12 protein-coding genes, 1 rRNA gene and 1 pseudogene are annotated in these 13,429 nt (G+C 44.6%); 7 read left to right on the forward strand and 7 right to left on the reverse strand.

The window, feature by feature from the left end:
- Positions 1-103 (forward strand): 5S ribosomal RNA (gene rrf / locus G517_RS0103870); the annotation flags it as partial.
- A gap of 92 nt (positions 104-195) precedes the next feature.
- Here the strand turns inward: rrf and G517_RS0103875 are convergent.
- The 3 genes and pseudogenes from G517_RS0103875 to G517_RS21350 all read right to left on the reverse strand — a co-directional run.
- On the reverse strand, positions 196-981 hold the full coding sequence (locus tag G517_RS0103875) for a TSUP family transporter (protein WP_084632049.1): 786 nt from the start codon (positions 979-981) through the stop codon (positions 196-198).
- Positions 982-1,048: 67 nt separating this feature from the next.
- Positions 1,049-1,522, reverse strand: a complete 474-nt coding sequence (locus G517_RS21345) for a CZB domain-containing protein (protein ID WP_425413771.1) — start codon at positions 1,520-1,522, stop codon at positions 1,049-1,051.
- A pseudogene (locus G517_RS21350) lies at positions 1,502-2,152 on the reverse strand (methyl-accepting chemotaxis protein); the annotation flags it as partial. The pseudogene G517_RS21350 and the gene G517_RS21345, both read right to left, overlap by 21 nt.
- Positions 2,153-2,422: 270 nt before the next feature.
- On the opposite strand from G517_RS21350, the gene tusA reads away from it, so the two are divergent.
- Positions 2,423-2,665, forward strand: a complete 243-nt coding sequence (gene tusA, locus G517_RS0103885) for a sulfurtransferase TusA (RefSeq protein ID WP_028303322.1) — start codon at positions 2,423-2,425, stop codon at positions 2,663-2,665.
- 110 nt (positions 2,666-2,775) lie between these two features.
- Here tusA and G517_RS17630 read toward each other — a convergent pair whose 3' ends face one another.
- Complete coding sequence (locus G517_RS17630; RefSeq protein WP_036590327.1) at positions 2,776-4,164, reverse strand: MATE family efflux transporter; 1,389 nt, start codon at positions 4,162-4,164, stop codon at positions 2,776-2,778.
- Between the two features lie 271 nt (positions 4,165-4,435).
- On the opposite strand from G517_RS17630, the gene G517_RS0103895 reads away from it, so the two are divergent.
- From G517_RS0103895 to G517_RS17635, 3 genes are all read left to right on the forward strand, one after another.
- Positions 4,436-4,987 (forward strand): elongation factor P hydroxylase, encoded by a 552-nt coding sequence (locus G517_RS0103895; protein ID WP_051206001.1) that lies wholly within the window; start codon positions 4,436-4,438, stop codon positions 4,985-4,987.
- A gap of 284 nt (positions 4,988-5,271) precedes the next feature.
- A complete protein-coding gene (locus G517_RS0103900; RefSeq protein WP_028303324.1) occupies positions 5,272-6,315 on the forward strand; it encodes a Fe(3+) ABC transporter substrate-binding protein in 1,044 nt (347 codons plus the stop codon).
- A 167-nt stretch (positions 6,316-6,482) separates the two neighbouring features.
- A complete protein-coding gene (locus G517_RS17635) occupies positions 6,483-8,195 on the forward strand; it encodes an ABC transporter permease (protein WP_084632050.1) in 1,713 nt (570 codons plus the stop codon).
- An 83-nt stretch (positions 8,196-8,278) separates the two neighbouring features.
- Here the strand turns inward: G517_RS17635 and G517_RS0103910 are convergent, their stop codons facing one another.
- Together G517_RS0103910 and G517_RS17640 are read right to left on the reverse strand one after the other, a co-directional pair.
- Positions 8,279-8,773, reverse strand: a complete 495-nt coding sequence (locus G517_RS0103910) for a hypothetical protein (RefSeq protein WP_028303325.1) — start codon at positions 8,771-8,773, stop codon at positions 8,279-8,281.
- Positions 8,742-9,626, reverse strand: coding sequence for a TatD family hydrolase (locus G517_RS17640; protein ID WP_051206003.1), 885 nt, complete (start codon positions 9,624-9,626; stop codon positions 8,742-8,744). Before G517_RS17640 ends, G517_RS0103910 begins: the two co-directional genes overlap by 32 nt.
- A gap of 108 nt (positions 9,627-9,734) precedes the next feature.
- Between G517_RS17640 and G517_RS0103920 the strand changes: the two genes are divergently transcribed.
- Positions 9,735-10,688, forward strand: coding sequence for a chemotaxis protein CheV (locus tag G517_RS0103920; RefSeq protein WP_028303326.1), 954 nt, complete (start codon positions 9,735-9,737; stop codon positions 10,686-10,688).
- A gap of 125 nt (positions 10,689-10,813) precedes the next feature.
- Here G517_RS0103920 and G517_RS17645 read toward each other — a convergent pair whose 3' ends face one another.
- On the reverse strand, positions 10,814-11,314 hold the full coding sequence (locus G517_RS17645; RefSeq protein WP_051206005.1) for a DUF1499 domain-containing protein: 501 nt from the start codon (positions 11,312-11,314) through the stop codon (positions 10,814-10,816).
- Between the two features lie 117 nt (positions 11,315-11,431).
- Between G517_RS17645 and uup the strand changes: the two genes are divergently transcribed.
- Positions 11,432-13,369 carry an ATP-binding cassette ATPase Uup gene (gene uup, locus G517_RS0103930; RefSeq protein ID WP_028303327.1) on the forward strand — a complete coding sequence of 646 codons (1,938 nt, stop codon included), beginning with the start codon at positions 11,432-11,434 and terminating at the stop codon, positions 13,367-13,369.
- Positions 13,370-13,429 lie beyond the last annotated feature (60 nt).

Here is a 13,429-nt window from a genome sequence, read left to right on the forward strand (position 1 = left end):
GCGTGTAGGAACCACCTGACTCCTTTCCGAACTCAGAAGTGAAACTGCTCAGCGCCGATGGTAGTGTGGGGTCTCCCCATGTGAGAGTAGGACATTATCAAGCACTTATTTAAAAAAGCCCGTCTCGACAGAGACGGGCTTTTTTCGTTTCAGCTATATTTGATTTGTATGGGTTATATAGATGCTAGTTGTTTCTTATAGGGCTAGCCAGTGCTGCCATGCAAGCCGTAAGCTGATTAATATAACCAATAGTACGAAAATACGCCTAACCCAGAGGTTTCCCATGCGAATGGCAGAGTGTGATCCGCACCAGGCTCCTAGCATAAGGGTTGATCCCATGGCGATGCCTAGACCCCAGGCAACATGACCAAGCCATGCAAATGTGACTAGGGACGTGAAGTTGCTGATAAAATTCATCGTTCGAGCAAGGCCCAGTGTTTTAAGCATCTCCATCCTGTAGAAATGGAGAGCACTGGCTGTCCAAAAAGCCCCTGTTCCTGGGCCTGCCACGCCATCGTATCCACCTAAAATAAAGCCGTGAACACTCTGAAATAAAGTTCCTTTCTTCTCTGTGGGCATGCTTGATGATGAAGGGCTAGCAAACAGAGTATATATTGCAGTACAGATAATAATTAAAGGTAAAGCTTTGGCGATAAAGTCAGCATTTAAAATACTCGCTAGTAAGGTTCCCGATGCTGCACCAATGAGCGTCCCAAAGGCCGCTGCTTTCCATAGCGAAGGGCTAAAAAAACCTTTACGGAAAAAAGTAATTGTCGCTGTTAATGAACCAAAGCTAGAGGATAGCTTGTTAGTGCCAAGACTTAAGTGAGGAGGAATACCGGCAGTGAGTAGAGCTGGTATTGTAATCAACCCGCCACCTCCTGCAATAGCATCGATAAACCCCGCAAAAAAAGCCACTAACATCAGAAAGAGTAAGTGGCCAAGTGTTAGGTTTTCCACCCAAGGCAAGATAATATCCATCGTGCTCGCACTGTTATTGTTGATAGAAGGTTGTCGTTGATCATTCGTTTATGGCCTAAATGGTACGTTATTGATGACGCTGCCTATCCTCATCTGCTATTGCGTTGAGCACATCGACCACAAGGCTACTTTGTTCCTCCATAACAGCTAGATGTTTCAGTGCTGTCATACAATCGCCTGACTTTGCAGCAGCAACAGCGGCCTGCCCTTCGCTATGCACAGCTTCGTGGGGAGCTTCTAAATGATTAAAGCTACGTAACGATGAGAAACGCTCTTGGCCGTCACCTTGGTAGTACCACTTGCCTAGGCGGCATTGCGTATGATCCGTGAAGTCAGCAGCAGCTTTATTATTTAAGCCTAAGTAGGCCTGATAAATCTCATTTTTATAGACAATATGATCCAGTTTAACTGTTTCGATAAAGCCTAATGTGGTTGAGCTATCAATCGTTTTCTTCATGCTGCGGGATAGCTTGATTACGGAATGAATCAGTGTTTCAGCTTCTCCAACGGCATTATTAATATCACTAGATTCTTCGTCCATCGCTTTAGCACTGACAGATGTTTTATCCGTTTGCTCCTCGATGACAGAAACTAGATTGGTGATTTCAGCCGTTGCGTTGCTTGTTCTTTGGGCTAGATTGCGGACTTCATCGGCAACAACAGCAAAGCCACGGCCATGCTCGCCTGCACGGGCGGCTTCAATGGCTGCATTTAGTGCGAGAAGATTTGTTTGTTCTGAAATAGTATGAATAATATTAACAAATTCAGATATTCTGCCCGAAGCTTCGTTAAGTACAGCAACCTCTTTATGAGTGGAGCTGGACTGTTGATTGATTTCTTGGGATTGTTTATTGATTTTGCTCAGAAGGCTAAGACAAAGGTCAAACAACTCATTTGAATCTTTCAGGGATAAACTTTGCTGCATCAGGGTTTCTGCTGAGTAGGCTACTTTTTCTCTTACTTCGCTGATTGATTGATGGCCTGCACCCCAAAGCGTATGAAATTTCTTATTTAAAATCGCCTGATCGCTGCTTTGCTTTGAGCTTTGATCATGCTGATCCAGCTGTGTTTGTAGCATTTGGTTTTCAGCTATTAATGCTTGATTTTGTTGCTCAACTTGGCTTAGTCGTTTTTCTAATTCAACGACTTTTTGTTTATTGCGGTTCCACATGACATGCTCCGAGCCGTTGTTCTGTTTTGGTATTCATTAAATCCCCCCTCAAGCTTGTTATAGTGTAACCAAATAATCATATTAACTTAATAAGAAGTTCTCAATTTGTCTTAATATGACCTTTGCCAGAGAAGCTGGGAGGAACGGGTTAAAAGTACAGCGAATTGGTCAAGGTTATAATGGAAAAAATAATCGTGACGTTTACTGAGCGTTTAATCCCTCAAATGTCTCTGGTAAACTTTATCCCTTTCATTTTGAAAGGAATAAATCATGACGGGCATCACCTACACGCACGAATTAGATACCTCCGGCTTAATGTGTCCTGAGCCGGTTATGATGCTTCATGGTAAGGTTAAAGAGATGGCTGTCGGTGATATATTGAAGGTGACGGCTACAGATCCATCCACGACCCGAGATATTCCTAAGTTTTGTCAATTTTTGGGCTTTCCCCTGCTGAGCCAAAACGAAGAAGATGATGTTTACTTTTACTATATAGAAAAATCAGCCAGTTAAATTAGACGTTTTAATCTGAAATTGGCTTATCCTTACCTAGAGTTGGATTATGAACGGTTCACTCATACGGGTCGTTAGTCCGTATGAGTGTCTTATACATAGCGGCCTATTTAAACATTCTGATAGATCAGGCCTCTTTTATTCGTGATATGAAAGCGCCAACCAAGCAGTATGGCCGCAGAACTTAGGCCTGCTATTAGCCCATACCAAAAACCGGCCACTCCCATAGCGGGCACAATCCAGTCGGTTAACGACAGTACGTAACCTAAGCCCATACCGATTCCCCAGTAAGAAAATAGAGTAATCGGCATAATAATTTGAGTGTCTTTATAGCCCCGTAGTGCACCGCTTAAGGCAACTTGAAGCGCATCCGATAGCTGGAAGATGGCCGCTAAATGTAACAAGGTTATGGCTAAGGCAATCACCTCGGCTTGATCGGTATAAAATTTTGCGATGATTCCCGGCAAGAAATACATAATACTGGCTGTAAAAATAGACGCGATCAGAGTCCAGAAAATCCCGACATGACTAACGCGCTTACCATACTGAATACCACCTGCCCCGATACCATTTCCCACTCGTACGGTTAAGGCCATTGCTAAACTTAGGGGAACCATAAAGGTGACCGATGTAACGTTTAGCGCGATTTGATGAGCCGCAATTTGCGTTGATCCTAGACGGGCAATAAAAAGAGCGATGGTGGTAAATAGACCCACTTCAAAGAAAATAGAAACACCAATAGGTATGCCGACTTTAGACATCTCTTTTATAGCACTCCAATTGGGTTTGGCGGGGTGTTGTAATAAATTAGTGTCCTTGTAACGGCGGTTATGGCGAATAATCAGCCCAAGCATAAAAACGCCTGACCACATGGCTATAGCCGTGGCAAAACCACAGCCTAATACGCCCATAGAGGGAATTGGCCCCATGCCATAGATTAAAATCCAGTTGGAAACCAAATTGATTAACAGTGTACTGACGCTGATAATAAGTACTGGCCGAGTAAAGCCGAGCCCTTCGGTGTAGCTTCTAAGGGTTTGGTATAAGCCTAAAGCAGGGAAACCAAACATGATGCCCAGTAAGTAATCGCTCACTAAAGGTACTAGATGCTCTGGGACATACATCATATCCAGTATCATGGGGTGGAGTAGTATCACAGCAATACTGAGCATACTGACTGTTAAGCCAAGCCAAAAACCTTGAAAAGCAAAGGGGCCAACTTTTTCAGGAGTGTCTTCTCCTAGCCACTGGGCAATAAAGGGCGTTAAACCTAATAGCGTACCGCTTAAGAAAAGGAATAACGGCATCCAGATACTAGCACCAAGCGCTACTGCGGCAAGATGATCTGCCCCTAAGCGCCCCACCATTAATGTATCAATAACCCCCATACCCGACTGTGCAAGCTGCGCGCCCATTATTGGTAGTGCTATTGCGAGTAGGTACTTTGTCTCTGTTGCAACAGGAGGGGCGAGAAAAGGTTTTTTTTCTGAGGTTTGCATAACTTACTTGAAAATCCTTGGCTATTCCCTTTGTCTGTCGAGGGATTGATGGTGTTAAACCGCAATTATCAATGTTAAACGACTGTTATCCGTGATAAATGGAGATCGTTGGGCGGATTGTACTCAGTCAAAGCGCTTTTGTCTGTTGGCTTTGTTGATCATTAATCATTGTTATTGATCAATGAAATAGGTCTATTTTTTCGACAGGTTATGGTTAGAGGTATAATGCTCTGTTTTATTTAGCACGACCTATTTAGAAACAGGTAGCACGATGATCAAACGTTTAAGGGAAGAGGTTCGCTTGGATAGTCCACACCGATATGAAGACCTGATTCAGATTTTTAATACATTATTCCAAACAGATGAAAATACCATTTTAGTTAAAGGCGATGATGAGCCTATCTATTTACCGGCAGCAATGACTGGCTCGGAGAATCAGGTGGTGTTTGCCCATGGATACTATGCCAGTGCAATGCATGAAATTGCCCACTGGTGTGTGGCTGGAAAACAGCGTCGACAGCTTGAAGACTATGGTTATTGGTATGAACCGGATGGTCGCACAGAGGCTCAGCAGCGCCTTTTTGAGCAGGTTGAAGTTATTCCTCAAGCGATGGAGAAATGTTTTTGTTTTGCCGCAGGCTTTCGCTTTCGTGTCAGCGCGGATAATTTAAACGGTTCTCCTGGCGATAGCCAGGATTTTGAGCGTCATGTCGATGAGCAGTTTCAGGTTTATCTGAGTAAAGGGCTGCCTGATCGTGCACAACGCTTTTTTGATGCACTTGCCCGTTTCTATCGCACAGAAAGTGAGGGTATTGTTGCCTGAATTTAAGTATTGCGGTTCAATTTCTCTATCGACGGCACCGCTAAGATTGCTCATTACTGACTATTAAACGTATATATGGAAGCATCACTCGGATTAAATAGAGGTTAAGCCGAGGTAAAGTAGAGTGCCTTGATCCGGATCAAGTAATGAAAACGATTCTTAATAAGCATTGCATTTAAGCGTGTTATTCGGTTAAATACAATTATTCTCATTACTGATTAATACCGGTTTATCATGCTTCTTTTGCCGGTCTGTCATTTTTTCTTGCTAGGAGACGACCTTTAATGGCTCAGCAACTTCTTACTCAGAACACATTTAAAAAAGCGATTGCAGCACTCATTTTAACTGTAGGTGCTGGTAGCGCATTAAGCGTTCAAGCTGCAGATGAAATTAATATCTATTCTGATCGCCAAGCGTTCTTAATGAAGCCTATTCTTGATGCCTTTACTGAAGACACTGGAATCAAGGTTAATATTGTTTTTGCCAAAAGTGGTTTGATTCAGCGTCTTAAAAGTGAAGGTTTGAATAGTCCTGCTGATCTTATGCTGACCTCTAACGTGAGTAACTTGACCCGGGCTGTTGAAGCTGGTGTTACTCAGAAAGTTGATGATCCTGTTATTAACAAAAATGTTCCGGCTAAATACCGTGATGAAAATGGTCAGTGGTTTGGTTTAACCACTCGTGCACGAGTTATTTACACATCAAAAGAGCGTGTTAAACCGGGTGAGATTAAGACGTATGAAGATATGGCTGATCCTAAGTTTGCAGGTCGTATCTGTACTCGTAAAGGCGATCATACCTATAACGTTGCATTAATTGCGTCTATGATCGCTCATCATGGTGAGGCCGATACAAAACAATGGTTGGAAGGGGTGAAAGCGAATCTTGCCCGTAAGCCTCAAGGTAATGATCGTGCACAGGTAAAAGCGGTTAAAGAAGGTGTGTGTGATATCGCCGTAGGTAATACCTACTATTACGGTAAAATGCTAACCAATGATGAGCAGCGTGCATGGGCTGAGTCGGTTAATATTGTTTATCCGAACCAAGATGGCCGTGGTTCCCACGTTAATATCAGCGGCATGGTGATGACAAAAAGCTCACCTAACCATGAATCTGCACTGAAACTCATGCGTTTTTTGACAGAAGATCACGCACAAAAAATCTACGCAGAACAGAACTTCGAATTCCCTGTTAAGCAAGGCGTTTCAGCAAGTAAAGTGGTTGACCACTGGGGTGAATTTAAAGCAGATGATATCGCGCTATCCAAGGTTGATCAGTACCGTAAACGAGCCGCTATGATGGTGAATGAAGTTGGTTACAATGATTAATTACAAGTTAAGTAGCACGAGCCGCAATGGTTAGATTTAACCTTGCGATCGTTACGGTAACAGCACGGCTTTATCTGCTGTTATAATTGCAAAATATGGGGCAGCCACGGCTGCCCTTTTGTGCGTTCTGAAAAGCGCTTTTTTGGATGTTGAACAGGTGGCGTTATATGTACTCCCAAGCAGAAGACAAGCCTAAGCTTGCAAGCGGTTTTGGCCTTCGATCTTTTTTTCAAGGCCGTTCGGATAACCGTTATTGGCAGTTGTCTGTCTGGGTTATTGCTGGGATTGTTTTGTTACCTGTGTTTGCGGTTTTGTGGTTGGCATTTTTTCCTGATGAAAATATTTGGCCTCATCTATTATCAACGGTGTTACCAGGTTATATACAAACAACTTTGGGTTTGATGCTTGGTGTTGGTGTCCTTGCGGCGTGGCTGGGAGTTTCTACGGCATGGGTGACGACCATGTATGAGTTTCCTGGTCGACGGATTTTTGAGTGGGCGTTACTACTTCCTTTCGCTGTACCGGCTTATGTTATCGCTTATGTCTATACGGATATGCTGGAGTATTCAGGCTGGTTTCAATCGGGACTGCGAGACCTATTTGGTTGGACAACGGCGCGGGACTATTATTTTCCTGAGATCCGAAGTCTAGGCGGCGCTGTCTCTATGCTGGCCCTCGTGCTTTATCCTTATGTTTTTATGATGGTTAGAGCGACCTTTATCGAACAGTCTGCATCTTTGCGCGATGCGGCTCGCACTCTTGGTTGTGGCCGTAGGGCGGTATTTTGGCGTGTATCCCTGCCAACGGCTCGGCCAGCTTTAGCCGTAGGTCTCGCGTTGGTATTGATGGAAGCATTAAATGATTTTGGTACTGTCGACTATTTTGCAGTAAGGACATTAACGGCTGGCATTTATGATGTTTGGCTCAATATGGGCAATATTGGCGGTGCCGCCCAGATCGCTAGCGTTATGATGGTGTTTATTCTAGTTCTAATCGGCTTGGAACAGCACTCTAGGCGCAAACAAAAGCAATTTTCCCGAGGGGATCGTTTTAAAGCCTTCCGTCGTACTAAGCTGACGGGCCGAAAAGCAGTCGCTTGCTGGTTGATCTGTTTTATTCCTCTGGCATTTGGCTTTATTATTCCTGTGGGGGCCTTGGCGCGACATGCGGTTGTTTATTTTGATGTTTCTTGGACACCGGACTTTTTCCAGATGAGCTGGAATAGTTTTATGTTGTCCGCTATAGCCGCCATTTGCACTATTATATTAGGGCTTGTGCTTGCCTATGGTAAGCGTCTGGTAAAAACGCCTAGCGTACAAAAAGCGGTGCGCTTATCAGGCTTAGGCTATGCCATGCCTGGTGCTGCTTTAGCTGTGGGGGTGATTATTCCCTTAGCGGCATTTGATAATGCTGTTGATCGCTGGTTTGAGAGCTGGTTTGGTATCTCAACAGGGTTGTTGTTAAGTGGTACTGTTTTTGCGCTGATTTTTGCTTATGTGGTACGTTTTTTAGCCGTTTCTGCAGGAAGTATCGAATCAAGCCTTGATAAAGTAACACCGAGTATGGATATGGCTGCCCGATCACTGGGGTACAATACGCTACAGATCTTGTGGAAAGTGCACGTACCTATGATTAAGCCTGGTGTGTTAACGGCGGCGTTGGTGGTCTTTGTCGATTCGATGAAAGAGCTACCGGCAACCTTGGTACTGCGTCCCTTCAATTTTGATACTTTAGCCACCCACGTTTATCAGTTTGCCTCAGATGAGTTGCTTGAAGAGTCTGCGTTGGCTGCATTGGTTATTGTATTAGTAGGGGTTGTTCCCGTCGTACTATTGAGTCGGTCGATTATTGCTTCCCGTAATGAAACGACTGAACCATAAAAGAGCGTTATAAAAAAAGTGCCAGAGATAAATCTCTGGCATTTTTTTGACGTGTTTTTTGGCGGCACTACTGCGGCTTGCCGTTACTCGTTACTTCCATCAGTTAATACTTGATGAAGATGTAACATGGCTAGCACATTGGCTTCCGATTGATAAGGGTCCATGCCTCGTTCGGCAAGCCACTCATCGCGAATTTGCACCCACTCATCGTAGCTGACATCATACAAGCTAGGAGCAGGCTCGACGGCGACTTGCGCATTCATTTGGTAGCTGTCGAGCAGCATATCCAGCCAATGCTCATCTTCACCACTGCCATCAACATAGACTACGTCGGTGTCGATATCGCCCTGTAGCTCACGAATCACCGCTAAAGGGCTAACGCCGTGAAGCATTAAGTCATTAATATCAATGCGAGAATCATCAAACAGATGGCTCTGACTTTCTAACCAAGAGTCTTCTGGTGTAATGAGTGTACTTTTTACCTGCCCATCAGGCGTAGACCAGCACACTGCTACTGGGAAGCCATCTTCATCAGGACTACTGCACTCAAAGTCGATAAAAATCGGATACTGGGTCATGGATAACCTCATTAGGACTACAGGTTTCAGGTAAACGGAAAAAACGACGGGCATTGTCACTGGTTTTATGGGCAAGATCCAGTTCTGTTAGCCCTGTATGCTGAGCCATCTTCTGTAATACCCAGGGTAGATAGGCCGGTCGATTGCTGCGGTCTTTGGGTTTTGGGGACATATTGCGTGGAAGTAGGTACGGTGCATCGGTTTCGATCATAAGTCGATCATGGGGAATATTGTGTATCAGAGCTTGTAGTTCTGTGCCCCGACGTTCATCGCATACCCAACCTGTAATGCCAATATAAAGATCTAAATCAAGATAGCCAAAGAGTGATTTTTGATTACCGGTAAAGCAGTGGATTACAGCATCGGCTAGCTCATCTCGGTAGCTTTTTAAGATCTGATGCTGACGATCAAAGGCATCTCGTTCATGTAGGAATAACGGTTTTTGGTGTGTTATAGCCAATTCTAGTTGTGTTTCAAAGGCTTTTACTTGCTCTTCAGGTGTTGAAAAGTTTCGGTTAAAATCTAAGCCTGTTTCACCCACGGCCACACAAGCGGGTTGTTGAATAAGGTCGCTTAGATGTATCGGCGACTGGGCTGTTAGCTCGGATGCATCATGGGGATGTATGCCCGCAGTGCAGCGGAGCTGTTCAGGAAACTGTTGGCATAACGCTAAGGCTGCTTCTGAGCTTTCCAATGATGTCCCTGTAATGATAAGCGTCGTGACATTGGCCGCTAAAGCTTGATCAATAACCTCAGAATGCTTGCCATTAAAACGCTCACTGGCTAGATTGACACCAATATCAATTAATGGTGATGGTGACTTTAATAAAGCAGTTTGTGATGTAACGCTCATTTGATCTTGAATCCTGATAGAAATAACCTAAAAATTTAACTACTATTAACCCCCAAAGAAAGCGGCATTGATCGCCTTTCATTAGATACCACAAAATTGGAGCATCCCATGGCAGGGGTATTAGCAAGCGTAGATTCCCGTACACAGTTGGTTGGTGAAAACCGATTAGAGCTTTTGATGTTTCGTTTACTTACGGGGCAACTATTTGCCATAAACGTATTTAAAATTCAGGAAGTTATGCGTTTGCCTGCGCTGTCTAATCTGCCGCACCACCACCCTTATGTGGTTGGTGTTACGCATCTGCGTGGACAAACCGTTACGGTCATCAATTTAAGTCAAGCAATCGGTATGCCTGCTTTGCAGCCGACAGAAGACAGTAGTTTGATTGTAACTGAGTATAATAATTCAGTGCAGGCATTTTTGGTGGGCGGTGTTGACCGCATTATCAATATGAACTGGGATGAGATCATGCCGCCGCCTCGTACAACAGGGCGTTCGCATTATTTAACCGCTATTACACGAGTTGAAGAACAGATTGTTGAAATCATTGATGTTGAGAAAGTACTGGCTGAAATTTCACCGTACCTCATTAGTTTAGATACAGAAAATCTAGACGATCAGCTTCGGATGGCTGCAAGTAAGATGGAAATCTTGGTCGTGGATGATTCTGCGACCGCTCGATCTCAAGTGAAAGATACATTAGCGCACTTGGGTATTACGATCCATGAAGCCCGGGATGGCCGTGAAGGACTTGATAAATTACGGGCGATGGCGGATGCCGGTGATGATGTGCCTAGTAAGCTGCTGATGCTAATTACGGACGCAGAAATGCCCGAAATGGATGGCTATCGTTTAACTCGAGAGATTCGTGAAGATCCTCGACTTAAAAGTTTGTTTATCACGCTGCATACCTCGTTAAGCGGAAGTTTTAACAAAGCTATGGTCCAGAAAGTCGGTTGTGATGATTTCTTGTCTAAATTCCAGCCAAAGCAATTATTTGACCTCGTTGTTAGACGTATTGCGGAAGTTGAAGGACTGGATGCGCCGAGTCCATCTGAGTAACATTAATACGAAAAAGGCCTGAATTTTTTATGAAAAATACAGGCCTTTTTCGTGAGCTGCTTTTTTAGTGCCCTATTTTGTTTAGTGGCCTATTTGTTTAGTCGTCCATCATTAGCCCGTCTGAGTTAGTCCGTCTGAATAGGTACTTTGTTCTCTAATATAGGCTGAGCCATCAGTTGGCTAAAGCGTTCGCGGATATCATTAATACGACGTTTATTAGTGCCAAAATCAGAGTAGCCAAATCTAGATGCAGAACGTACGGCTATTACCCCTGGTACTTGAAAGTAAAATTCAACATCGTCGATAAACCCTAGCATTGGTGTTTTAAAATCTGCCCGTAGATAGTACGCATGCTCTCGGGTGACGATAATGGCATCTGAACGGTTTTCAAGTAGCGCTTCCATCTGGTCATAGGCTAGGGTTTGATCCGCCGTATAAAGAATCGGAGAAACCTTTTGTGATTCAGGTGTGTCTGGGTGGGACGCAATACAGTTCGGCTTGTCTGGGCAAGGCTGTAAGCGATTGTTTTCGACGCCAAGCTTAGGAATATCGTGCATACAGCCTGTTAAAAAGGCGATAATAGTTCCTAACATAACCGTTTGTCTCAATAAGCGAAAATGTGTCATTCGGGCTTCCTGTGTGGTCATCCTGATACAACTGTGTAAAGTAGCAAGTTTTAGGTATAGACCTCAACAGCGGATCCATTTTTTTCTGAATAAATCGACATTATTTACAGGCATTTCATGGCGTTAGTTAGACTAGAAAAAATCAGTATCGCATTTGGACATCATGCGTTGCTAGATGAAGCCTCCCTTGTTATTAGTAAAGGTGAGCGCATTTGCGTTGTAGGCCGTAATGGGGCTGGTAAATCAACGATGTTAAAGCTTGTGTCTGGAGAAATATCTCAAGACTCTGGATCGCTTTGGAGCCAGCCGGGGTTGAAAATCGGACAGTTAGCACAGGATCTTCCTGTTGCTGGTGAAGACACCGTATTTGATATTATCGCGGATGGTATTCCAGGTGTTGGCAAGCTTATTCGGGATTATCACCACCTTGTGATGTCGATTGAAACAGATGCCGACCTGAAAAAGTTAGAGCGTCTTCAAGATGAACTGGAAAGTAAAGATGGCTGGGCATTAACGCAACGGGTTGAGTCAATTATCTCCCGACTAAACCTACCGGCAGAGACGCCGATGAAATCGCTTTCAGGTGGTTGGCGACGCCGAGTGGCTTTGGCAAGAGCTTTGGTTTCAGAGCCTGATCTTCTCTTGCTCGATGAGCCGACCAACCATTTGGATATTGACACTATCGCATGGCTTGAGCAGCAGGTTAATGATTTTCGGGGTGCGGTGCTCTTTATCACCCACGACCGGGCATTCCTACAAAAGCTTGCAACACGTATTGTCGAGTTAGACCGTGGGCAGCTAACCATTTGGGAAGGTAACTACCCCAGTTTTCTTGAACACAAAGAGCATATGCTAGAAGTTGAAGATCGGCAAAATGCTGAGTTCGACAAAAAACTAGCCCAAGAAGAGACGTGGATTCGTCAGGGTATTAAAGCGCGACGTACCCGTAACGAAGGTCGAGTTCGGGCTTTACAGGATCTGCGTAAAGAGCGGTCTCAGCGCCGAGAGCGTCAAGGTACTGCTAATATTAGTCTTGATAAGGCTTCCTCCTCGGGTAAGTTGGTTGCTGAGCTGGAAAATGTCAGCTATAGCTGGGGTAATAAACCGATTATCAAAAACCTGACGGCGCGAGTTATGCGCGGCGACCGCATTGGTCTTTTAGGTCGAAATGGTGCAGGTAAAAGTACTCTTCTGAAGCTGCTTTTGGGTCAGTTGGAGCCTCAAAGCGGTGAGTTAAAAATGGGCTCTAAGCTTGAGGTCGCGTACTTTGATCAGCTTCGTGCTCAATTGGAGCCAGAGCGCACCGTGATGGATAATGTGGCTGAAGGGCAAACCAGTATCACTATTGGTGGTCGCGACAAGCATATTATGAGCTACCTACAGGATTTCCTGTTTAGCCCAGAGCGTGCTCGTACCCCTGTAAAAGCCCTGTCTGGTGGGGAATGCAATCGATTGTTGTTAGCAAAACTGTTCACCAAGCCTGCCAATATGCTGGTAATGGATGAGCCAACCAACGATCTCGATGTAGAAACCCTAGAACTGTTAGAAGAGTTGCTACTGAACTTTGACGGCACCGTACTTCTGGTCAGCCATGATCGTGCCTTTATGGATAACGTGGTGACAAGCGTATTTGCCTTCGAAGGTGAAGGTGTTGTTAAAGAGTATGTGGGTGGCTATAGCGACTGGGTTCGCCAAGGGGGTAAATTCCCACCAGAAGCTGCCGGTGGTGATGGCAATGATACGGCAACGCTTCAGGCCGATATATCGCCAACGACCCCTGAAGACTCCCCTTCGCCGGTAGATAAAACAGCAGCGACCAAAGGCAAAAAACTAAGCTATAAGATTCAGCGTGAGCTAGATCAGCTACCCGTTAAAATTGAAACTTTGGAGCAGGCTCTTGAAGAGCTGCACACCATAACTGGTGATGGTGCTTTTTATCAGGGTGATCCTGATACCGTCGCAAAAACATTGGCGAAGCTACAGGAAACCGAAACGGAGTTAGAAGCCGTTATGGAGCGCTGGGTTGAGCTTGAAGCGATGAGAGAAGAAGATTAATACCTCTTCCATTTTTTTTGCTTAGATGCGAGTCTCTGTTTGGACTTGAGTCCTTCCCAT

This window comes from Oceanospirillum maris DSM 6286 (genome assembly GCF_000422865.1).
Classification (GTDB): domain Bacteria; phylum Pseudomonadota; class Gammaproteobacteria; order Pseudomonadales; family Halomonadaceae; genus Oceanospirillum; species Oceanospirillum maris.